Consider the following 20,187-nt stretch of genomic DNA (forward strand, 5'->3'; position numbering starts at 1 on the left):
TGGGCTGAATTAGCAAGGTAGGGATGTTATTTGTGGCCGAAACCGGATTTTATCACAGGAGATGAGGTTTCCAATAATTATTTTCTTGTTAAAATAGATTGAATAAATTGATAATATGTGGGAAATATTGTGTGTATATGGCACGACAGGAAGTCGCCAAATACCTCGAACAGCACCCACGAATGATCGGCGTTTTGTTCATGATGACGTTGTTGATGATGCAGACCGCGCCCGTGTTGGCAGGCGGTGGCGGAGCATCTCAGGGACCATAGAATACCTATTCAAAATATTCCGTAGTTTGCCAGAGAATCTGACCGTCGATTATAATCGGTTCTGATTCGATATTCAGGTAGCTCTTTAGTTTCTCAAGCGATATATTTTCGAAAGAGGCACCATTTGAAACGAGAGTGCGAGAACTGGTTCCAAGGACGTTAACCGCATACGTTGATCCAAGCCGACACAGGGTATTAGGATACGTCATAATTTCTACATTATATGAATTCTCGCCCGTCGTCTTGATGGATGATAATAAAGAAACGCCCCCGTCGGGTTGTACTAACGAACTACTCCCATTGCCTAATGTAATATACCGATAACCAGAGACAGTTTCTCGACGAGCAATTGATAACGCAGTTCGAAGAGAAAATCCGGCATTTAGCAGTCCAGCAAATGTTTGACCGACTCGGGTAGCAGTTGTATTTGGAACATCAGCCAACGTTACTACACCACCGATACTCCCCTTCTCAATTAGTGACATTCCCTGTTCGTATGAGGAACAAGCATTCAGAAAGAAAGCTTTTATTGCAACGTTATCGAGTGTCGATGCATCAAGACTACCATCTTCACAGAGGAATCCATCCTTATCAACATGACCTATGTAGTGAAATAAATCCGCGGGCGTTTCGAGAATATCACGAATCTCAGACACAGTTCGGTTATGGTATATTTTTACTTCACAGTCAATTAGATCATGGAACTCGTACATCTTCTCGACTATTTCACCGGACATATTATTCTCGTTGCATACTACACGAATATTTATGTTGGATTTATTTGGTGCTGCATATTCAAACCGCCGCTTCAGCGCGTCAACAGTCAGTTTATTGGCACCCAATGGGAATCCGTCACCTATCCATGCATGCTCGGTTGTTTCTACAGGATCGGTATGGACAATTTTCTCGGTGTTGTCTTGACTACCCGTCCCTCGAAAAATATCGGTGTCGGCAGTTCGCTCTTGTTGTGAGAATCCTGTTCGATAGAAGTCGTCGAGCATCTGTGGTTGCGAAACCGTCTGTTCCACGGACCGGACCGGTGCGCTCCGAATCAAAGAGAGGTCGTACGCAAGAAACGGGAGTACCGCTGCATGTTCGCTAAATGGCGTCAAATCAGTCGTAAGCGGCCACGTTGGAACGTACTCAGAGATGGTATCGTATGGTACCGAGAGGTACGTTTCCAACTGTTCGGTGTGCGAGCTTTCATATACTTCAGCAAATTCGAAATCTAGTAGCGATTCTACCTGATTCCGTTCGTGAAGGGTCGATTGAATAATCCCATCAGTATTAATAATACAATCAAGGAACAATATTTGCTTGAGAATGCGATGAATCGTCTCCTCATACGTACAATCGGAGAGCAACGAATACTCGAAATTACCGGCAACTAACTTTGGTGTGCCACTCGTCGGAACGACTTCTGCGCCGAGATAGTACGCAAGTGATGCCGCCGGAAACACCTTCCTGTGCGTCAATGGGAGTTCAAGGCGTACGTCCGTATCTGGCCGCGAAATGGAATCCGGAACGTGAAATTCGTCGCCGAGTTCTATAAGAGGAGGATGTCCTCGAAGTGTGGGATGGGCACGGTCGGGTGTCATCATTTTGAGTGCGGATCCGAATGTCGAGAGCGCACGCATCGTGTCCTGAACAGATCCGCTTACGGTAATCGTCCCCTGCGGTGATTCGTGGTATGATCGTGCACCAATCCGGACATGAGATGTTTCAGCGAACGAGAAGCTGATTGACTTCTGTTCTGTCCGAATGGTGACCGGAGAGGAAACAGAGAGATAGACGACAATTGAGACACCATTTATTTGTAGATACCATCGCCCCTTATCATAGCGAGTTTCAGTATCAGTGTTCGGTGTGAAGTTCCGTACGAACTCACCATCCCCAGAATACACAGTAACGCTCGCCAGCACCGGCGAGACGATTTCATCCGTCTCGATGGTCACCGCCGAGTCGATAGGATAGTAAAACGAGTCGGCGTCCGCTGGCGTCGGTTCGACCGGGCGCGGCGTCTGTAGTTCGAACCGAACTTTCTCGATTGGGTCGTAAATCTCGATGCCGGGGTCTCCCAGCAATGGGGTGAACTGTGGTTCCACGGTTGTTGAGTGAATATCGCTCAGAGGTCTACCCACGCGGTCGTCGTGCCGAGTTCCGGGACGTGCCAGCGGTGGTCAGGGTCGTCGCCGTTCTTCTGGCGGAGTTCGATTCGGGCGTCGAACAGCGGCGATAGCTTCGCGACGAGGTCGGCGTCGTCCGGCATGGGGAAGTGGTAGTGGGCCATCCCGCGAACGCCCTTGGTGATGGCTCCGATGGAGCGCAGGAATCGCTTGACTGCCGGGAGACGATGCTCGTCCACGAGGTAGTTCAGCGAATCGACACAGAGCCGCAATTCCGCCGGGGAGACACCACCGGCGTTGTCGTCGTAGAACCCAATTGCGGTCACGATCTCCTCGCGGAGTTCGTGCAGTCCGTTGTGGCCGTCGAGCGGCGGGAGTTCGTCACCGAAACTCGACGCGGCCTCTGGCATGGCGCGGCGTCGGTTGCCGCGGTCGATGAGCCACACCGAGGGATCGTCGTACGAGACGGTCTTCGGGAAATGCTCGTCCGCGGTCGCGATGCCCGCGTCGGTGAGCGCGAGGACTCGCTTCCGGTCGTTCATATCGTCGCCGAAGAGGGTTCGTGACGCTCGGTTGGTCACGCATTGAGATACTTCACCCGTGACGAGGAGGTTACTGCCGCTCTGCCGAAGCGCTTCGAGGTGTTCCCGAAACGCATACACGTCCTCCTTGTCCCGGAATAACGGCAGATCTCCTTTCATCTTACATAGTCTTCCACGTAATTTGATAAAACTGCTCTGGTTGCGACCGACGAGACGAAGCCCTTAAACCCGCCAACCGGGAACAATCGATAACTCGCTGGAAGACGGGCACCAGTGGGCACCTGCGACCGCAGGACGGAATGTGGCGTGGCCGGTTCGATGTCGAATCGTCGCCACGCTGAACCACTCAACGCCCGTGGTGATAGACCATGGCAAAAAGTTTCTACTCCCACATTCGAGACGCGTGGAAGGACCCGGACGACGGCAAACTCGCCGAACTCCAGTGGCAACGAAAACAGGACTGGCGCAAACAGGGTGCCATCGAGCGAGTCGACCGCCCGACCCGCCTCGACCGCGCCCGCTCGCTCGGCTACAAGGCCAAGCAAGGCATCGTCGTCGCACGCGCAAGTGTCCGCAAGGGTGGCGCGCGCAAACAGCGCCACAAGGCCGGACGACGTTCCAAGCGCCAGGGTGTCAACCGCCTCGGTCGGCGCAAGAACATCCAGCGCATCGCCGAGGAGCGGGTCAGCAAGAAGTACCCGAACCTCCGCGTCCTCAACTCCTACTGGGTCGGCGAGGACGGAAGCCAGAAGTGGCACGAAGTGATCCTCGTGGATCCCGAGCACCCCGCCATCCAGAACGACAAGGACCTGAACTGGATCTGTGACGACTCCCACCGTGGCCGTGCCCACCGGGGTCTCACGAGTGCAGGACAGCGCAACCGCGGTCTCCAACAGCGCGGTAAGGGTACCGAACACACCCGGCCGAGCAACAACAGCGGCAAAGGCCGCGGCAAGTAACGCGTTCGACGTTTCCACACACCTTTTCGATTTTTCACCGGCCGAAGAGCGACTGCCATCCGGTTCCGCGATGGACGGCCTTAGGGACGGCTTACCGCCGAAACCATCTCAAGGACTATCATGTCGGCAGTCGTCCGTCGTACGCAATGGGGGATTCGGAGGGAGAATCGGATTTGGAAGAGGAGACCGAGTTGCGAACGCGGACGGAAGGGATGGCTCGGCTCATGGGATTCAGCGACGGCGTCTTCGCCATCGCCATCACGCTGTTGATACTGAACATCGAGGTACCGAAATCGACCGAGGCGACAGCAGTAGCGGTGAGTCAACTGTCGAACGAGTGGCCGGACATCCTGAGCTACGTCATCAGCTTCCTCGTCATCGGGAACTACTGGATCGTTCATCACGACATCTTCGAGGACGTCGAAAGCTACGACAGGAAACTCCTCTGGTTGAACATCATCTATCTCATGTTCATCGCGTTCATCCCCTTCTCCACCTCGTTGATCGGCGATTTTCCGGGAGGAATTCCCGTCATCGTTTACGCCGGAACCATCACGCTGACGAGCATCGCCCTCACCGTCCTCTGGCGATACGCGTGGACGTCGGACCTGCTCGACGCGACTATCGACAGCGACAAGGTGCGCGAGGTGACGTACGACATCCTCACCCCCGCCTCCGTCTTCGCCGGGTCGATGCTGATAGCGCTCGTAAACGCACAGTGGGCGATGTACTCGTGGTTCCTCCTCTTTTTCGCCGACTCGATTCGGGAGCGATTGATCGGGTAGAAACGCGGATTTCGAGCGCCTCACGGAGGTCGAGTCGGCATTCACTGATGACGACGGGAGGGAGAATAAATCAGATATCGCGATATTAAATCACCACGAACGTACTCGTAGGCGGCGTTCGGACTGATCGAACGGCTTTCGTTCGCAGTCCACCCGCAACTGGACCGGTATCTGTACCATTCATAGTGCACGGCTCGGTTGTAACGGGAAATGAAGGACGGTCAACCGAGCAAGACGGCCCAGTACGTCGCCGCCAACGTCGCCTTTTCCAGCGTGCATCCGATGTTGGAGGGAGTGCTGCCGCCGGATGCCGGGAGGGAAACGTCCCGCTATTTCCGCAGCCTCGATACGTGGACGGGGACCGCTGCTCGGCTGTTGCATCGACTGCCGAAGTTCGTCCTCAGACGACTCGCCGCCCGGATTCCACCGGGAGTAATCGCCCAGACGGTCCTTCGAAAGCGGTGGATCCAAGACGCGGTTCGGGCGAACCTCTCCGACTGTTCTCAGATTGTCGTCCTCGGTGCCGGGCTCGATACGCTCGCCCCGCGTCTTCGACGGAAGTACCCGGACGTCCGATTTTGGGAGGTAGACCACCCGGCGACGCAGGGAGTAAAGCGGCGCGTCGTCGAACAGGGGTCGAACTTCACCCTTTGCTCGGAGGATTTCACCGAACGAGCGCCGATGAGTTCCCTCGACGCCGACACGGAGTACGATCCGGACGAGCCCACGGTGGTCGTCGCGGAAGGGTTGTTGATGTACCTCTCCGAAGCGGAAGTGAGGGAGGTGTTCGATGCCGTCCGTGAGCACACCGGCGGGGGAAGTCACTTGGTCGGGACGGCGATCAACCCGAACGCGATGGCCGACGGACCCGACTGGATGGGGAGCGCGAACTCCAGCCGGAGCCCGACGTTCCTCGACCGACTCGGCGAACCGTGGCACTGGGTGGTCGAGTCGGGAAAGCTTTCGGACGAACTCGACGAGCACGGCTTCGAACTCACCGCGCTCAGTCAGATGCGCCACCTCCGAGCACAGTACCTCCCCGACCGGCCGAACCTGTCGGTGTACCCCATCGAGTACTGTTTCGAAGCGACGCGCGAGGAGTGAATCGAGAGGGGCTATTCGGTCGTTACGGGCCATCCACTCGCCCAGTATCGCCCGTCGCGCCCAGTATCTCCCGCAACGTTATGCGCCCGCACGTCCTGTTATACCGAGTGGTTCGGGGGGAGCTATGAAGATCGAGTTCGACGACTCCATGTTCGAGGAATGGACCGAACGAGCGCTGTTGCACGCCGTGTACGGCGGCGCTGATTTCGGCGAGTGTCTGACGACCGCCGAACGAATCACCGACGGGGACCGGACGAGTTGGTACGACGAATGGACCGAAACCGCCGACCGCGTCGCCGCTATCGCCCGAGAAAGTGAGGACGGTGGCCACGCGGTCAGCGCGCGGGAGGCGTATCTCCGAGCTTCGAACTACTATCGAACGGCCTATCCGTTCCGCTACGGCGCACCCACCGACGAGCGTCTCGTCGAAGCGTTCGAGAAGGAAACGGACGCGTTTCGAAGCGCCGCCGCGCTGTTCGACCCGCCGGTCGAACCGGTCGAAATCCCGTACGAGGGGACGACGCTTCCCGGTTACTTCTACCGCGTCGATGGCTCCGACACGCCTCGGCCGACCGTCATCGCCACCAACGGATACGATTCGACGATTCAGGAGATGCACTTCGCCCACGCCGTCGCGGCCGTCCGCCGCGGGTACAACTGTCTCACCTTCGATGGGCCCGGACAGGGAGGACCGCTCATCGAGGAGGGAATCACCATGCGTCCGGATTGGGAACAGGTTGTCACGCCGGTCGTCGATTACGCGGTTTCCCGTCCGGAGGTCGATTCGGAGCGAATCGCACTCACCGGGTGGAGTTTCGGCGGGTATCTCGCCCCGCGAGCGGCCGCGAGCGAGCATCGACTGGCGGCGTGTATCGCCGACCCGGGACTATGGGACCTGCTCGAAATGATGAAGGGGATGGCCGTCGGCGTCGGGGTCCCGCAGGACGTGGCCGACCGATTGCCCGACGTCGATTTGGACGAATTGGAGCCGATGTTCGACGCCATCGAGGCGTCACCGGAACTCACGTGGACCATCGAGCAGCGCGGTCTGTGGGTGCACGGTGTCGATTCCGTTATGGACTACCTTCGGGCGACGGCGGAGTACACGCTCGAAGACCGTGCTGGCCAAGTCCGGTGTCCGACGCTCGTTACCCAAGCTGAAAACGACCGGCTGTCAGCCGCTGCCGGGGAGTTGTACGACGCCCTCGACTGCCCGAAGGAACTGCAACGGTTCACGGCCGCCGAAGGTGCTGGCGACCACTGCGAAATGCACGGGCGCAAACTCTATCACCAACGCACGTTCGACTGGCTCGACAGCGTCGTGGGACACAAAGGATGATTGCGAACGGTGAGATCGGGAAGGAGGAAATTTTCTACCGGCGTTGGGGGACTGCTTTGGCATGTTTAACCGCCGATTCGTCGATGTGTGCGTAGTAGTTGAACAGGTCCGTCCACGACGGTTCGGCGATGGAAACGTCGTCAGGCAGCGTCGCTTCGTCCGTCTCGGCGTCGATGAAGCCGCGTCGCCCCTCGTGGCTCTGGAACAGCCGGTCTTCGACGACGTATTCGCGGAGTGCTTCGGCCACCGTGCGCGTTCGCGCGAGAGCGACGCGTGGCACCGTTTCCAGGAGGTCTTCGGGGGAACCAGTCGCCGCTATTTTACCATCCCGGACGAACGCGATTCGGTCGGCGATTTGGATGTCGGCCGGCGTGTGACTCGACAGAACAATCGTGTGCCCGTCGCGCCGCCGTTCCTCGATGAGTGCGTGAACGAGGTCGATGGCTGAGAGGTCGAGTTCCGCCGTCGGTTCGTCGAGGAGGTACAGTGGAACGTCCACACCAAACGTGATGGCGAGTTCGAGTTTGCGAACCATCCCGCCCGAGTAGTCGTTGACCGGGTCATCGAGACTGTCCGCGATGTCGAATCGCTCGGCGATTTTCTCCCAGTCGTCGGTGCCGTGCGGGTGAAGGTCCGCGTAGAACTCACCGTTCGCTCGCCCCGAGAGCTCCGAAAACAGGAGTCCACCCTGAAGCATGAAGTTCATGTTCGAGCGGGCGTCGTCCGCGGACGATCCGAACACTGAAATCGACCCACTCGTCGGGTGGAGACCGTCGGCGAGACACGAGAGCAGGATGGTTTTTCCGGACCCGTTTTCGCCCATCAGGAGCGTCACCTCACCGGCGGGAATATCGAGGTCGATACCGTCGAGCACGGTTGCCCCGTCGAACGACTTCTTCAGGTCCCGAACCGAAATGGCGGCTTCGGTCATCACTCACCGACCTCCCCGGCGTAGATGAAACGACGAACGAGCACCGTGGCAACCGCCGCGCCGATAACGGTGTACAGGACGAGCAGTCCCACGTATTCGATACCCTTTGGAAGCGGCGTCGAGGACAACTTCGCCGCGTCACCAACGAGGTACGTCATCTGGAAGCGTGCGGCGAGTGAGTTCGGGACGTAGTTGACGATACCCTGTAGGTTCGGCGGGAGCAACGAGACGCTCATTCCGTTGAATCCGGTAACGAAGAACACGATCAGCATCAGGAAACTCGAAATCTGGGGGACGCTATCGCCCGTGAGGAGGATGGCGATGACCGTCGCGGCCGCCATTGCCACCAAGCAGAACGAGAACAACGTAGCGAGGACGACGAGCACCGAAACGGGACCGAACGCGTCGAACCGACCGCCGTCGAGTGCGGCGATGACGAGGACGACCGCGTCGGTGAAGACAGCAGCCACGTAACATCCCAGAAATCGCCCGACAAAGTCCGCGGAGGGCGAAATCGGGAGCGAGCGGAGCTTGCGATACCGTTTGGTCGAAATATCTTCGCTCAGCTGTCGTGCGAAACCGATCAGCGCGACTGAGAACGCGGCGAATATCCCGAACGCGACGGCCATGACGGCTTTTCCGACGGCGACCGATCCGGGACCGGTGTCGGTAAGGAACATCCGCGATTCGAGCAGATAGAGGATCACCGGAAAGGCGAGCGCGAACAGTAACGTCCGTCGGTTCTGTAGTTGCCCCCGTATCGTGAGTTTGGCGAACGTGAGCGTCTGCTTCCCCCACGGAACGGCGGTCGGTCCACCCGATGGTGGCACGGCAGGGGAACTGGAATTCACCGACGCCATCAGCGACACGCTCCTGACCGTACCGGGAACGAACGACTAGCAGGGAGGATATCGAATCGAGAAATCAAATCCGAGTTCATCGTGGGTAGCTACTAAGAGAACGAGCAAATACCTTTTTCCGATATCTCCCCACCTTCATAAGTGGTATGCGTGTCCCATGCCGAGGTCGGGTATGCCGACCGTGCACACGAAAGTGGAGCCTCAAATCGGAGCCGTCGCCTGCCTGTCGCGGGACCATCCGAACACGACGTTTCGGATGCTGGGCAATCATCCGGTCGATGACGGGACCGTTTTCGTCCTCCTCGAAGCGCCGGACCTGCCAGGGGAGGACGTAACCACGTACTTCGAAGGCGACGACGACGTCATCGAGTACGAGATAATCCACGACGCCGAAACGGCGGTCTTCGTCAGGATCAGAATCCCATTGCCAGCCCCCCACCGTGCAGGAATCTCGTCCGGAAGCGTCCCCCACGCGGCGCTAACCGTCCGCAACGGCTGGATACACGGGGAGATGACCACCTCGATGGAGCGCATACAGGAGTTCGTCTCGGCGCTTCGGGAGGCGGACGTTCGGTACGAAGTCGCCTCGCTCACCCAGTCCGACGAGACAGGGGCCATCCTGACAGAGCGCCAGCAAACCGTGGTCGAGACGGCGGTCGAACACGGTTACTACGAGACGCCACGGAGCTGCACGCTGGAGGATCTCGCGGATGTGCTCGACGTGCATCGCTCGACCGCAGGGGACGTGTTGAACCGCGCCGAGGGGCGAATCATCACGTCGTTCGTCCGCGATTCGTCGTGAACGACCACTTGCATAGCATCGACGAAGTCGGGCAAATTCGATGAGTCAATCAAACAGATAGTTTTACCCAACGATCAGAAAAACAGAGTACCGAATGAATCCGTCCTCTCGTCGGACGTTCCTCGCGACAGTCGGTGTGAGCGCGCTCGCTGGCTGTAGCGCGCTTCGAGGAAGCGGTTCCGACTCCGACGCGCCACCCGACTATCTCTCCGGACACGTCGTTTCGCTCGCCGACGGCGTCGAACTGCCGGATGTCAACGGAGTGGACGAGCAGGACGACCCGGCCGACGCCGATATTGTCCTCTTTCCGGCGAAAGAAGCGAGCGAAGACGATGCTGCACAAGCACTGGCGATCGGGACGCCAGTCGTCTTCGTCGGAGACGGCGCTCCGTTGCAGTCACAGCGGACCTGCGCAGCGACGGGAAAGCGGTACGGACTCCCCGGTGACGGGTGGGGAAGTGGCGAACTCGTCTCGGCCATCGTTCCCGCGGACGGGAGACTCGACACCCAACGGTTCATGAACATCGAACTCCCCGACGATGTACCGTGGGCGATCAACGAGATACTGACCGGCCATCCCCCCGATTCCGACGTTTCGGTAAACGGCATTTCACGCGCCGGTTCGGCAACCGAGTTGGGAAGGACACGGATCAGAGGACGAACTCAGGTCGGCGCGTTCGACCGGTGGAAGCGTGCTACCGCCGTTCCCGATGGCTCGCCAACGCACGCCGTCGTGGACACCGTGGCGACCATCGAGTCGGGGAGGGAAGTCGCCGGACACGACATCGAAGCGGGCTACCACGCCGACCGAGTCAAAGTCGTGTCCGAATTCGGCGAGGAACTCGAATCGACGGTACCGGACACAGGGGAAACCGATTCGCTCACCATCAGCGAGACTGAGCGACCGAAAAGGGGGTCGGTAACGCACAGCTTCGAGCCGAGGACCGACGACGCCCTGAAGTCGTTCACCGTCGCCACCCGGTCACGGATCCACCTCGATTCGTTCTCGTACCCCTTCGACGTCCACCAGAACGTCCGTTTCAACTGGCGCAAACCGGGACTGTTCCACGACGAAACGTGGACACAGCACACGCCCGGGCGGTCGCTGTGGGACCGGGGAAAATAGATCGTCGAAAACAGACCGTTGAAAACGGCGTGACCGTGCCTTATTCCTCTCGCTCGCCGACCTTCACCAACTGCTTGCCGATGTTCTCGCCCTCGAAGAGGCCGAGGAAGGCGTTGGGGGCGTTCTCCAAGCCCTCGGTGACCGTCTCGCGGTACTCGATCTTCCCCTCGGAGATCCACTGCCCGAGTTGTTTCGCGCCCTCCGCGAAGCGCGGCGCGAAGTCGCCGACGAGGAGGCCCTCGACGGTCGCACGCGTCTCGATGAGTTTGCCCAGTTTGCGCGGGCCGGTGGGCATGGAGGTGGCGTTGTACAGCGCGATTTGGCCGCAGACGGCGACCCTCGCATCGACGTTGAGTCGGGCGAAGACGGAATCCGTGATCTCGCCGCCGACGTTGTCGAAGTAGCGGTCCACGCCTTCGGGTGCGGCCTCGTCCAGCGCTTCGCCGTAGTCGTCCACGTCCTTGTAGTTGATTCCCACGTCGAAGCCGAGGTCGTCTTCGAGGAAGGAGACCTTCTCGTCGGATCCGGCGAAACCGACGACCTTCGCGCCGGTGAGTTTGGAGATTTGGCCGACGACGGAACCGACCGCTCCGGCCGCACCGGTCACGACGACCGTATCGCCCGCTCTGGGTTGGAGCACTTCGCGGGTCCCGAAGTAGCCCGTCAGACCGGGCATGCCGAGAACGCCGAGCGACGTGGAGATGGGTGCGAGATCGGGGTTGACCTGCTGGAGTTCGGGTCCGAGGGCGGTGACGTAGTCGGCCCATTCGAGGTTTCCGGTGACGATGTCACCCTCCTCGAACTCCGTGCCGTTGGATTCGACGACTTCGCCGACGACGCCGCCCTCTAAGGGTTCGCCGACATCCCACGGTTCGGCGTAGGATTCCCCGGCGTCCATCCGTCCGCGCATGTAAGGGTCCACGGAGAGATACAGCGTCCGGACGAGCGCCTCGCCGGGTCCGGGTTCCGGTACGTCCTCTTCGACCAGTTCGAACGTGTCGTCGTCGGGCGTTCCCGTCGGTCGCTGCGACAGCAAGAATTTTCGATTCGTCGCCATGCAGGAGAATACAAGATACACGGATAAGGGACCTGTGGCGGAAGCCGCCCTTGCCGGTATGCGGGTATTGCTCAAATCAAGTATGGCTCGGTGTTTCATACGGGTAGCTGAACACGGATGGTCGAACGTACAGCGGTGTGAAACGACGGTTTTACAGGGAGAGGAGGAGCGAGACGAAAAGAACGACGACGCCGAACGAGACGTGGCCGACCATCGCCGATTCGAGGCTCTCGCCCCAGTAGAGCCACCCCAAGCCGACGCCGATGACCGCATTGACGAGAACGATCTGTACGAGAAGGGCAGGGGCCACCGACGAGAACGCGACCATTGCGAGGAGATGGCCCAGACCGAACACCAGCGCCGTAATGCCGATTGCCGTCCACATGACGCGGGACGATGGCCGTTTTCCGCCCGCGAGCTTCCAGCATCCCCACACGACGAGCGTCATGAACCCGTACCGGAGGAACAGTTCCTCCGTGATCCCGCCGTAGAGGAACCGATTGGAAACGGTTTCCAGGACCGAGAAGACGGTCGGGTCACTCATCGGTCTCACGACGAGGGGCGAGAGACCGGGTACGAGGACCGCGAATAGCCCGTCGAGGGCGATGGCGACGACGGCGACACCGACGCCGACGCCGACGGCGGCGGGGAGTTCCTCGCCGAACAGAACCGGCGGTTGAGTTCTCCCGACGATTCGATAGAGAACGTGCGAGTTGAGCCTCGTGCGCGGTGCGAGAGCCGTCCCGACGAGGCAGGCGAGCGCGAGCAGCAGGAGGGGCTGGGTGACGATGAGGAGGAACAGGGCGGGGGTCGATGCTCCCGCGAACTGTGGGAGGGAACGCAGCGTCCCGAGCAGCGATACGCCGACGACGACGACGCCGGGCAGTCCGAGTACGAACATCGCCACGACCCCTTTGACGAACGAACTCTGCCGCGCCCGTTTCGCTGTGGGGGTTTGCATACCGGGCGCCGCGCACCCGAGCGGGAAAAAGGATTCGAGTGACGACGGACGGTCTCGGTAGGTTGAAATATCGAATATCGATCATTCGTGCCCGAAAAGGAATACCCGACGCGGGTTCGTGATTTCGCCGAACCACGGATTTATAGCTCGATGCGACTACGTCGAACCATGAGCGGCCTCTCGCTTGACGCGACACAACTCGACCGCTACTCCCGGCACATCATCATGGACGAGGTTGGGTCGGAGGGACAGCAGGCGCTCCTCGACGCACGGGTTCTGGTGATCGGCGCTGGCGGTCTCGGCGCACCGGCCATCGAATACCTCGCGGCGGCCGGTGTCGGCACCGTCGGCATCGCGGACGACGACGCCGTGGAACGGAGCAACCTCCAGCGACAGGTGATTCACGGGGACGACGACGTCGGTCGTCCGAAGGTCGAGAGCGCGGCCGACTTCGTGCGCGGTCTGAACCCCGACATCGCCGTCGAAACGCACGAGGTTCGCGTCGAACCCGACAACGCCCGCGCGCTCGTCGCGGAGTACGACTTCGTCGTGGACGCCAGCGACAACTTTCGGACGCGCTACCTCGTCAACGACGTGTGCACCCTCACGGACACCCCGTTCTCCCACGGCGCGATTTACAAGTTCGAGGGACAGGTGACGACGTTCACGACAGACGGGCCGTGTTATCGCTGTCTCTTCCCGGAATCCCCCCCAGAAGACGCGGTCGCCGACTGTGCGACGACGGGTGTCCTCGGCGTCCTCCCCGGAACGGTCGGCTGTATTCAGGCGACCGAGACGGTGAAAGCCATCACGGGTACCGGCGAACTCCTCGACGGCCGGATGCTGTTTTACGACGCGATGGACATGAGTTTCGAGGAGGTCGAGTTCCGACGAAATCCCGAATGTCCGGTTTGCGGCGACGACCCCATCGACTCCATCGACGAGGTCGAGTACACCGAATCGTCGTGTGCAGTGCGGGCGAACTGACATCATCTCCTTGAGTGCTAAACACCGTCAAGCACGTTCTAATGCCATGAGAACCGCAATATGAGTTTATCTCCTCTGCGGTCGTCTCTACATTCGTAGGTGACTGCAATGGCAACTAAGCAATTCAACACCGGAGTAAACACGTTCGAGAGCAAGATCGGCGGCCTGACCGTTCGCGGGCAGGCACACAGCCTGAGTGCCTGGTTCGTGTTGGCGCTCCGTCTCATGATGGGGGCCGCGTTCCTCGCCGCTGGCTGGGCGAAACTCACGGCGGCGGAGTCGTTCGGCGCGGCGGGGTACCTGACGAACGCGGTTCCGAAGGCCAGCCCCATGCTCGGCGTGTTCCACTGGATGGGCACCACGCCGTGGTTCGTGGACTTCGTGAACGTCGCGGTGCCGTGGGGTGAACTGTTCATCGGTCTCGCCCTCATCGTCGGCGCGTTCGTCCGCCTCGCGGCGTTCTTCGGCGCGTTCATGATGCTGATGTTCTACTTCGGCAACTGGACCGTCGAACACGGAATCATCAACGGCGACTTCGCGTACATGCTCGTCTTCCTCGCCGTCGCGGCGTTCGGGGCGGGCCACATCCTCGGACTGGACGCGCGCATCGAACGCTACGAAGTGGACGGCGAACCGCTGGTCGAGAAGTACCCCGCCCTCCAGTACATCCTCGGCTGAGCTATTTTTCTGGGACTCAGATTTCGTACACGAAATAAATACAACCGAGGCGACACAAGGGTGGCGTATGGAACACAGCTTATCTCCGTACGAAGTGGTCCTCTTCGTAGGAATTCTCGCGGCAGTTGTCGTGAGCGGCAACCTCCTCCTCGGAATCGTCGCCGCAGTCTTGCTTCGTATTCTGAGCGTCCTGCTCGATATTCGAAACTCCCTTTCGACGCTTTCGGAACGGGAAGTCCTCGAAGGCTGATTTCCCGCTCCTGTTGGTTCTCGACTTCCCGATTTTCACGGCACTGTTTTCCCGAATGGCGATGATACAACAACTATGGAATCAGGGGACGAAGACTCGGACGACGCGGACCCGAGCAACGTGGACCTGGACGACGTCGAACGCTGGCGAGCCAACTGGCAGGACGAGGTGGACGGCGCGGCGCTGTACCGGGCGATGGCCGAGGGGGAATCGAACCCCGAACTCGCCGAACTGTACGAGAATTTGGCGAAGACCGAAGGGGAGCACGCCGATTTCTGGGCGGCGAAGTTAGACGAGGCGGGCAAGCCCGTCGGTCTGCCCGCACCGAGTCGTCGCGCACGGACCCTCTCGTGGTTGGCGCGGCGGTTCGGCGCGAACGTCGTCCTCCCGGCGGTTCGCGGGAGCGAAATCGGCGGGGGCGTGGAGTACCACTTACAACCCGACGCGGATCCATCGCTCGCGGAGGACGAACGCTCGCACGCCCGTCTCCTCGCGAACCTGGATACGTCGGGTGGCGTGGAGGGCGGGACGCTGGCGCGACTCGAAGGCAGACATCGGGCGACCAGCGGGAACGCCCTCCGCGCCGCCGTGCTCGGTGCGAACGACGGACTCGTCTCGAATCTGAGTCTGGTGATGGGCGTCGCCGGAGCGGCGCTGTCGGCGAACTCGATTCTCATCACGGGGCTCGCGGGGCTGCTGGCGGGTGCCGGATCGATGGCGATGGGCGAGTGGCTCTCCGTGACGAGTTCGCGCGAACTGTACCAGCGCCAGATTTCGGTCGAGGCGGACGAACTCGCGGAAGTACCGGAGGAAGAGGAAGCCGAACTCGCGCTGATCTATCGGGCGAAAGGGTTGTCGAAGGAACAGGCGGACGAACTCGCCGCACAGATCATCGCTGACCGCGAGACGGCGCTCGACACGCTGGCACGGGAGGAACTCGGCATCGACCCCGAAGGACTCGGTGGGTCCGCGTGGGAGGCCGCGGGGTCGTCGTTCGTCCTGTTCGCGCTCGGTGCGATCGTTCCGGTCGCGCCGTTCGCCCTCTTCACCGGACTCACGGCAGTCGGAGCCAGCCTGCTCGCCAGCGCGGTTGCGCTGTTCGCCATCGGGGCAGGAATCACGCTCCTGACCGGCCGAAGTATCTGGTACTCGGGCGGGCGACAGGTGCTCATCGGACTCGCGGCGGCCCTCCTGACCTTCGGCGTGGGGCGACTCATCGGGGTGACGATTGCGGGGTGATCTGACGAAGCGCGTCGTCGTACTCCCACTCGTCGCGGAGCGCTCGCCACACCGACCGCCGTGCGGCGGGAATCGACAGCAACCGAGCCGCCAGCGACGGATGCGAGAGCAAGCGGGCCAGCGCCCGCGACGGGTGTCGGTCGATGTCCTCGATGTCGATACCCGACGCGGCCGAGAGCAGGTCGGCCAGTAGGTCGGATCGTCCCTCCGCCAGCACGGTCGTGGCGAGCGATGCGAGCAAGTATTCGGTCCGCATCCCGCGGTGAAGTCGGTCGGGATACTCGGCCAGTTCCCCTGCCGCGACACACTCCGCGAGCAGGGTGGCCGAGTGGATCGCCTGCGAGATTCCCTTTCCGGTGAAGCGGTTCGCGATTCCGGCGGCGTCACCGACGCGGACCACGTTCGCTCGGGGGCGAATCCGTTCCGGGTCGAGGCTCGGCCGCGCGGGATGATCGCGACGTTCGTTTCGTCTCGCGTGGGTTTCGGCCAGCCGTTTCGGTCACAGGCGTCGTGAAGCGCCGCGAAGTAGTCGTCCGGCACGTCGCGTTCGTGCCACCCGACGCCGACGTTGGCCCGCGTCTCGGTCTTCGGAAACAGCCATCCGTAGCCGAGGTAGCCCTCGAAGACGATGCGCGAACGGGGATACACGGCCGAGAAATCGCCCGTCACGTCGGCGTTGAGCGCGACCATCCGTCCCGAATACTCGTCGGTCGTGCCGTCGGCTTTGCTCGCGAGTGAGGGCTGACCCGTGGCGTCCACCACCAGGTAGTACTCGTCCGCCAACTCACGAAATTCCGCCTTGCTGACGCCGTGATTTGCTCTCAGTTCGACGCCGTGGTCTTCCACCCACTCCGCCCACCTGCGCTCGACCGTATTTCGGTCGTGATGTAGGCATCCCGGGCGGGAAACCGACCGCCGCCGACGATTCCCGCTCCACGACGAACCGAGATCTCGAACGAGGGAACGCGGTTCAGAAAGCCGTTTTCGGCCGTCTTCTCCAGCGGGATTTTCGACGCCGCGGTCATCGCCTCGCCGCAGTTGACCCGCTTTTCGTCGTAGCGCTGGCGCTCGAACAGGGTCACGTCGTGCCCGAGTCGGCGGAAGGCGGTGGCGGCCGCGAGGCCGCCGACCGCACCGCCGACGACGGCGATATCGCGCCGGTATCGCATACCGTGGCGGATACGACGACCGGGAGCAAAAACCTACTCGACGAGCAAACTGTCCACGAGTCGGGTGAATCGGTCCACCATCCGCTCGGGAACCGACGGTGTGACGGCCGTCAACAGGCGGGCCGTCTCCTCCGGCCGCGTCGGTGCGAGCGTCACGCGATTTCGCACGTCGTGGCGCTTCTCGACGAGGTCCTGTTCTTCGAGGTGGGAGACGTGCCATTCGAGCGTGCTGCGCGCGATTCCGAGGTCGTCGGCGAGCGTCGCGGGGCGGGCAGTACCCCGTTCCAGCAACGAGACGAGCACGTCACGGGCCGTTTCCCGGCGGAGCAGCGCGAGCGCCGCTCGCTCCCACTCGTCGTACTCCGGTTCGTAATAGTGGGTCTTCCCGTAGAGTTGTTCGCTGACGAGTCTGTCGTCGGTCAGCAATCCCCGAAGGTGGTACTGGACTTGTCCGGGGGCGATGTCGGCCTTCCGGACGAGGTCGTTGAAGTGAATTCCCGGACGGGATTCGACGCATCGGCGTATCCGCGTTCGTGTTTCAGTCATCGTATTTCCTTTTTTCCACAGTTCTGGCGTAGTACACCGCTCCGATGAGCAGGAGCATCATCACGATGTCCAATCCGTGTTCGAACAGGTGATGAGCGTTCGCGGTGAGGTAGTTCGCCATCGTCAGCCCACCGATGAGTTCGCGGCCCGCGAGGGCCGCGAACGCGAGCGCGATCAGCAGATACGGAAGCGAACGTCGTTGGCGAAATGCCGCGAGCGCCAGCAGAAAGATGGCCGCCGACCCGAGTCCCGCGACTGCGAGCACGACGTGGAGCGCGACGCTCCCCCCTTGGGTAACGACGTGAAGCGGGTACAGCGGCACCATCTGGCGTCGAGTTCGTTCCCGAGACACCTGAGGGATTCGATTCACGGACGAAGGGGCAACCGCTTCCGGGGCCATCCGCTTTTAGCGGTTCACCGCCCAACGTTCGGCCATGAGCGAAACACACGCGAACGAGGAACTGGTCGTCTACTCCGATTACGTCTGTCCGTTCTGCTATCTCGGTCGGCGGTCGTTGGAACGGTATCGGGAGACGCGGGAGGAACCGCTCTCGCTCGATTGGCATCCGTTCGACCTCCGAAGCGGGAAGCGAAACCCCGACGGAACCATCGACACGGCCGCGGACGACGGGAAGGGCGACGAGTACTACGAGCAGGCGCGGGAGAACGTGCGGCGGTTGCAGGAGAAATACGGGGTCGAGATGGCACAGGAGATCGCGACCGACGTCGATTCGCTCCCCGCGCAGGTCGCCTCCTACTACGTCAAAACCGAGCACCCCGACCGATGGCTCGACTTCGACGAGGCCATCTTCGCCGCGCTCTGGCAGGACGGCCGCGACATCGGGGACACTGCCATTCTCGCCGACCTCGCATCGGACGTCGGACTCGACGGGGACGAGATACGGGACGCGGCCGAGAACGACGAACTCCGCGCGGAACTCGACGAACTGTTCACGGACGCACAGCAGCGTGGCATCACGGGCGTCCCGACGTTCGTCTACGACGGATACGCCGCACGCGGCGCGGTTCCGCCGGAGCAACTCGAACGACTCGTCGACGGCGTCGAATAAACCAACCTCCTCGCGTCGCGATTACAGCAGTTTTACCTGTCCCGCCCGGCCTCGTGAACGGTAGATGGCAGGACGGTTCGCACTCGACATCGAGACGGTGAGTCCGACGCTCGAATGGTACGAGACACCGCCGGAGTTCGACGATCCAAGATATTTCGAGCTACTCGCGGTCGCCCTCGGTCACGAACCACCGGACGGCGACCGTGAAGCGGAGGTGCTGTTTCGGGAGGGAGAAACGCCCGCCAGCGAACTGGACCTGGTGGCGCGAACGCTCGACTGGTTCGCCCGACGGGACGGAACCGAAGTCGTCACCTACGGCGGGGAGACGTTCGACGTGCCGCAGTTGGTGGGACGGGCGAAGGCCGCGGAATCGGCGGACGCGGGGAGAGCAGAAACGGGGGCGGCCGAGCGGTTGCGTTCCCTACTCGAATCCGAACTGACGCACGTCGACCTGCGCCGCCCGGCGTGGGACGCCTTCGGCGACTACACGCGACTCGAAGACGCCTGTCGGAACGTCGACGTGGAACCTGACGACACGTACTGGCAGGAGTACGACCACGGGGTAGACCTCGACGAACTGCGACCCGAGAAGTTCCGGGGCTTCGGGAAAGTCATCAACAAGGACGTCCCGGTGTTCGGCGAGCGGTATCTCGCGCTCGCGGAGGTCGGCGCGACGGAGACCCTGACGTTCCGCTCGCTCCACGAACTGCTGGACCACTACAGTCGGGAGGACGTACTGCACCTGTTCGACCTCGCCGACGCCCGTCCGTTTCGGGACGTGTGATTCTACCGGCGGCCGTCCACGGTTCTCAAAGGTCGACGGACGCCACTACCTCGTGTTCTTCCCCCGCGGCCGGTGGCCGAGTAATCGTGATATCGTCAACCGTGAAATCCCACTCGAAGTCGTAGTCCAGCAGGAATCCGACGACGTCACGAGTTCGTTCGTCGTCGAGACCGAGTGCAAAGCCCACGTGCGGGAACCATCTCTGTGGTTCGTAAAACGGCACCGGTGCGGTTCCCAAATCCTCGACCGCCCGAACGACGTCGGCGTGGAGTGCCGTGATCTGGGGGGATTTCGCGACCGGGAGCCAGACGTGATTCCCGGGAAAGATGCCGATACCGTCCGTGTGAACCGATAACGGGGAATATTCCTCCGAGGCCTCCGCAACGGCGGCCTCGACGGTCGCGATATCGACCTCGTCGCCCAGGGCGTACAAGGTAAAGTGCGGAAACGGGTTGGGATACCTGTCGATACCGAATTCGGCCACTAACTCGTCCCAAATCGATTCGACGGTGCTGAAATACGGGTCAGGGAGCGTGGGTCCGATTATTGTAGCCACGATTCGTACTTTTCAGATAGCTATAAGAATATTTCCACGATAGT

Annotated in this window: 25 protein-coding genes; 14 read left to right on the top strand and 11 right to left on the bottom strand. The window is 60.9% G+C overall.

Annotated elements, in window-relative coordinates; genetic code table 11:
* Positions 1-137: 137 nt before the first annotated feature.
* The gene (locus A4G99_RS28730; RefSeq protein WP_255359090.1) at positions 138-272 is read left to right on the top strand and encodes a hypothetical protein; all 135 of its coding nucleotides are present in this window, start codon (positions 138-140) and stop codon (positions 270-272) included.
* A 5-nt stretch (positions 273-277) separates the two neighbouring features.
* Here the strand turns inward: A4G99_RS28730 and A4G99_RS11985 are convergent, their stop codons facing one another.
* Both A4G99_RS11985 and A4G99_RS11990 read right to left on the bottom strand, forming a co-directional pair.
* Positions 278-2,413 (bottom strand): CHAT domain-containing protein, encoded by a 2,136-nt coding sequence (locus A4G99_RS11985; protein ID WP_223301844.1) that lies wholly within the window; start codon positions 2,411-2,413, stop codon positions 278-280.
* A complete protein-coding gene (locus tag A4G99_RS11990; protein WP_066143799.1) occupies positions 2,398-3,099 on the bottom strand; it encodes a hypothetical protein in 702 nt (233 codons plus the stop codon). Before A4G99_RS11990 ends, A4G99_RS11985 begins: the two co-directional genes overlap by 16 nt.
* Before the next feature lie 209 nt (positions 3,100-3,308).
* Here A4G99_RS11990 and A4G99_RS11995 point away from each other — a divergent pair, with 209 nt between their 5' ends.
* The 4 genes from A4G99_RS11995 (at position 3,309) to A4G99_RS12010 (ending at position 7,127) form a co-directional block, all read left to right on the top strand.
* Entirely contained in the window at positions 3,309-3,899 is a 591-nt protein-coding gene (locus tag A4G99_RS11995; RefSeq protein ID WP_066143802.1) for a 50S ribosomal protein L15e, read from the top strand.
* Positions 3,900-4,045: 146 nt separating this feature from the next.
* Entirely contained in the window at positions 4,046-4,684 is a 639-nt protein-coding gene (locus A4G99_RS12000; RefSeq protein WP_082837799.1) for a TMEM175 family protein, read from the top strand.
* A gap of 210 nt (positions 4,685-4,894) precedes the next feature.
* On the top strand, positions 4,895-5,788 hold the full coding sequence (locus A4G99_RS12005; protein WP_066143805.1) for an SAM-dependent methyltransferase: 894 nt from the start codon (positions 4,895-4,897) through the stop codon (positions 5,786-5,788).
* Positions 5,789-5,912: 124 nt separating this feature from the next.
* Entirely contained in the window at positions 5,913-7,127 is a 1,215-nt protein-coding gene (locus tag A4G99_RS12010) for a S9 family peptidase (protein WP_066143809.1), read from the top strand.
* 34 nt (positions 7,128-7,161) lie between these two features.
* Here A4G99_RS12010 and A4G99_RS12015 read toward each other — a convergent pair whose 3' ends face one another.
* Positions 7,162-8,058 (bottom strand): ABC transporter ATP-binding protein, encoded by an 897-nt coding sequence (locus A4G99_RS12015; protein WP_066143812.1) that lies wholly within the window; start codon positions 8,056-8,058, stop codon positions 7,162-7,164.
* Positions 8,058-8,918, bottom strand: a complete 861-nt coding sequence (locus A4G99_RS12020; protein ID WP_066143815.1) for a hypothetical protein — start codon at positions 8,916-8,918, stop codon at positions 8,058-8,060. Before A4G99_RS12020 ends, A4G99_RS12015 begins: the two co-directional genes overlap by 1 nt.
* 172 nt (positions 8,919-9,090) lie before the next feature.
* Here A4G99_RS12020 and A4G99_RS12025 point away from each other — a divergent pair, with 172 nt between their 5' ends.
* Positions 9,091-9,720 (top strand): helix-turn-helix domain-containing protein, encoded by a 630-nt coding sequence (locus tag A4G99_RS12025; RefSeq protein ID WP_190303749.1) that lies wholly within the window; start codon positions 9,091-9,093, stop codon positions 9,718-9,720.
* A gap of 94 nt (positions 9,721-9,814) precedes the next feature.
* Positions 9,815-10,846 carry a hypothetical protein gene (locus tag A4G99_RS12030; protein ID WP_066143820.1) on the top strand — a complete coding sequence of 344 codons (1,032 nt, stop codon included), beginning with the start codon at positions 9,815-9,817 and terminating at the stop codon, positions 10,844-10,846.
* 40 nt (positions 10,847-10,886) lie between these two features.
* On the opposite strand, the gene A4G99_RS12035 is transcribed toward A4G99_RS12030, so the two are convergent.
* The gene (locus A4G99_RS12035) at positions 10,887-11,903 is read right to left on the bottom strand and encodes an NADP-dependent oxidoreductase (RefSeq protein ID WP_066143822.1); all 1,017 of its coding nucleotides are present in this window, start codon (positions 11,901-11,903) and stop codon (positions 10,887-10,889) included.
* Between the two features lie 151 nt (positions 11,904-12,054).
* Entirely contained in the window at positions 12,055-12,864 is an 810-nt protein-coding gene (locus tag A4G99_RS12040) for a CPBP family intramembrane glutamic endopeptidase (protein WP_066143825.1), read from the bottom strand.
* Between the two features lie 168 nt (positions 12,865-13,032).
* On the opposite strand from A4G99_RS12040, the gene A4G99_RS12045 reads away from it, so the two are divergent.
* The 4 genes from A4G99_RS12045 to A4G99_RS12060 all read left to right on the top strand — a co-directional run bounded on the left by A4G99_RS12045 (position 13,033) and on the right by A4G99_RS12060 (position 16,018).
* Positions 13,033-13,851 carry a molybdopterin-synthase adenylyltransferase MoeB gene (locus A4G99_RS12045; protein WP_066145186.1) on the top strand — a complete coding sequence of 273 codons (819 nt, stop codon included), beginning with the start codon at positions 13,033-13,035 and terminating at the stop codon, positions 13,849-13,851.
* A gap of 108 nt (positions 13,852-13,959) precedes the next feature.
* A complete protein-coding gene (locus A4G99_RS12050) occupies positions 13,960-14,529 on the top strand; it encodes a DoxX family protein (RefSeq protein WP_066143828.1) in 570 nt (189 codons plus the stop codon).
* 67 nt (positions 14,530-14,596) lie between these two features.
* The gene (locus tag A4G99_RS12055) at positions 14,597-14,779 is read left to right on the top strand and encodes a hypothetical protein (RefSeq protein WP_066143830.1); all 183 of its coding nucleotides are present in this window, start codon (positions 14,597-14,599) and stop codon (positions 14,777-14,779) included.
* A 75-nt stretch (positions 14,780-14,854) separates the two neighbouring features.
* Complete coding sequence (locus A4G99_RS12060; RefSeq protein WP_066143833.1) at positions 14,855-16,018, top strand: VIT1/CCC1 family protein; 1,164 nt, start codon at positions 14,855-14,857, stop codon at positions 16,016-16,018.
* Here A4G99_RS12060 and A4G99_RS27210 read toward each other — a convergent pair.
* A complete protein-coding gene (locus A4G99_RS27210) occupies positions 15,993-16,418 on the bottom strand; it encodes an NAD(P)/FAD-dependent oxidoreductase (protein WP_223301845.1) in 426 nt (141 codons plus the stop codon). The two genes, A4G99_RS12060 and A4G99_RS27210, sit on opposite strands and share 26 nt — an antisense overlap.
* Positions 16,419-16,528: 110 nt before the next feature.
* Between A4G99_RS27210 and A4G99_RS27215 the strand changes: the two genes are divergently transcribed.
* Positions 16,529-16,756, top strand: coding sequence for a hypothetical protein (locus tag A4G99_RS27215; protein WP_223301846.1), 228 nt, complete (start codon positions 16,529-16,531; stop codon positions 16,754-16,756).
* 83 nt (positions 16,757-16,839) lie between these two features.
* Here A4G99_RS27215 and A4G99_RS27220 read toward each other — a convergent pair whose 3' ends face one another.
* The 3 genes from A4G99_RS27220 to A4G99_RS12075 are packed head-to-tail and all read right to left on the bottom strand — an operon-like array spanning position 16,840 to position 18,058.
* Positions 16,840-17,187, bottom strand: coding sequence for an NAD-binding protein (locus tag A4G99_RS27220; protein ID WP_223301847.1), 348 nt, complete (start codon positions 17,185-17,187; stop codon positions 16,840-16,842).
* 33 nt (positions 17,188-17,220) lie between these two features.
* On the bottom strand, positions 17,221-17,733 hold the full coding sequence (locus tag A4G99_RS12070; protein ID WP_066143836.1) for a transcriptional regulator: 513 nt from the start codon (positions 17,731-17,733) through the stop codon (positions 17,221-17,223).
* On the bottom strand, positions 17,726-18,058 hold the full coding sequence (locus tag A4G99_RS12075) for a hypothetical protein (RefSeq protein ID WP_066143838.1): 333 nt from the start codon (positions 18,056-18,058) through the stop codon (positions 17,726-17,728). Before A4G99_RS12075 ends, A4G99_RS12070 begins: the two co-directional genes overlap by 8 nt.
* Before the next feature lie 109 nt (positions 18,059-18,167).
* Between A4G99_RS12075 and A4G99_RS12080 the strand changes: the two genes are divergently transcribed.
* Positions 18,168-18,803, top strand: a complete 636-nt coding sequence (locus tag A4G99_RS12080) for a DsbA family protein (RefSeq protein ID WP_066143840.1) — start codon at positions 18,168-18,170, stop codon at positions 18,801-18,803.
* Between the two features lie 64 nt (positions 18,804-18,867).
* Positions 18,868-19,587, top strand: a complete 720-nt coding sequence (locus tag A4G99_RS12085) for a hypothetical protein (protein WP_066143843.1) — start codon at positions 18,868-18,870, stop codon at positions 19,585-19,587.
* 25 nt (positions 19,588-19,612) lie between these two features.
* Here the strand turns inward: A4G99_RS12085 and A4G99_RS12090 are convergent, their stop codons facing one another.
* Positions 19,613-20,143, bottom strand: coding sequence for a 2'-5' RNA ligase family protein (locus tag A4G99_RS12090; protein WP_190303750.1), 531 nt, complete (start codon positions 20,141-20,143; stop codon positions 19,613-19,615).
* Positions 20,144-20,187 lie beyond the last annotated feature (44 nt).

It is taken from the genome of Haladaptatus sp. R4 (assembly GCF_001625445.1).
Classification (GTDB): Archaea; Halobacteriota; Halobacteria; order Halobacteriales; family Haladaptataceae; genus Haladaptatus.

Bases quoted from the DNA above. Each gene is read 5' to 3' on its own strand.
- A4G99_RS12060 (WP_066143833.1), top strand. From the start codon at position 14,855: ATGGAATCAGGGGACGAAGACTCGGACGACGCGGACCCGAGCAACGTG.
- A4G99_RS12040 (WP_066143825.1), bottom strand. From the start codon at position 12,864: ATGCAAACCCCCACAGCGAAACGGGCGCGGCAGAGTTCGTTCGTCAAA.
- A4G99_RS12025 (WP_190303749.1), top strand. From the start codon at position 9,091: ATGCCGACCGTGCACACGAAAGTGGAGCCTCAAATCGGAGCCGTCGCC.
- A4G99_RS12085 (WP_066143843.1), top strand. From the start codon at position 18,868: ATGGCAGGACGGTTCGCACTCGACATCGAGACGGTGAGTCCGACGCTC.
- A4G99_RS27220 (WP_223301847.1), bottom strand. From the start codon at position 17,187: ATGCGATACCGGCGCGATATCGCCGTCGTCGGCGGTGCGGTCGGCGGC.
- A4G99_RS11995 (WP_066143802.1), top strand. From the start codon at position 3,309: ATGGCAAAAAGTTTCTACTCCCACATTCGAGACGCGTGGAAGGACCCG.
- A4G99_RS11990 (WP_066143799.1), bottom strand. From the start codon at position 3,099: ATGAAAGGAGATCTGCCGTTATTCCGGGACAAGGAGGACGTGTATGCG.
- A4G99_RS12010 (WP_066143809.1), top strand. From the start codon at position 5,913: ATGAAGATCGAGTTCGACGACTCCATGTTCGAGGAATGGACCGAACGA.
- A4G99_RS12020 (WP_066143815.1), bottom strand. From the start codon at position 8,918: ATGGCGTCGGTGAATTCCAGTTCCCCTGCCGTGCCACCATCGGGTGGA.
- A4G99_RS12070 (WP_066143836.1), bottom strand. From the start codon at position 17,733: ATGACTGAAACACGAACGCGGATACGCCGATGCGTCGAATCCCGTCCG.
- A4G99_RS12075 (WP_066143838.1), bottom strand. From the start codon at position 18,058: ATGGTGCCGCTGTACCCGCTTCACGTCGTTACCCAAGGGGGGAGCGTC.
- A4G99_RS12000 (WP_082837799.1), top strand. From the start codon at position 4,046: ATGGGGGATTCGGAGGGAGAATCGGATTTGGAAGAGGAGACCGAGTTG.
- A4G99_RS28730 (WP_255359090.1), top strand. From the start codon at position 138: ATGGCACGACAGGAAGTCGCCAAATACCTCGAACAGCACCCACGAATG.
- A4G99_RS12005 (WP_066143805.1), top strand. From the start codon at position 4,895: ATGAAGGACGGTCAACCGAGCAAGACGGCCCAGTACGTCGCCGCCAAC.
- A4G99_RS12055 (WP_066143830.1), top strand. From the start codon at position 14,597: ATGGAACACAGCTTATCTCCGTACGAAGTGGTCCTCTTCGTAGGAATT.
- A4G99_RS12015 (WP_066143812.1), bottom strand. From the start codon at position 8,058: ATGACCGAAGCCGCCATTTCGGTTCGGGACCTGAAGAAGTCGTTCGAC.
- A4G99_RS12035 (WP_066143822.1), bottom strand. From the start codon at position 11,903: ATGGCGACGAATCGAAAATTCTTGCTGTCGCAGCGACCGACGGGAACG.
- A4G99_RS12080 (WP_066143840.1), top strand. From the start codon at position 18,168: ATGAGCGAAACACACGCGAACGAGGAACTGGTCGTCTACTCCGATTAC.
- A4G99_RS12030 (WP_066143820.1), top strand. From the start codon at position 9,815: ATGAATCCGTCCTCTCGTCGGACGTTCCTCGCGACAGTCGGTGTGAGC.
- A4G99_RS12050 (WP_066143828.1), top strand. From the start codon at position 13,960: ATGGCAACTAAGCAATTCAACACCGGAGTAAACACGTTCGAGAGCAAG.
- A4G99_RS12045 (WP_066145186.1), top strand. From the start codon at position 13,033: ATGAGCGGCCTCTCGCTTGACGCGACACAACTCGACCGCTACTCCCGG.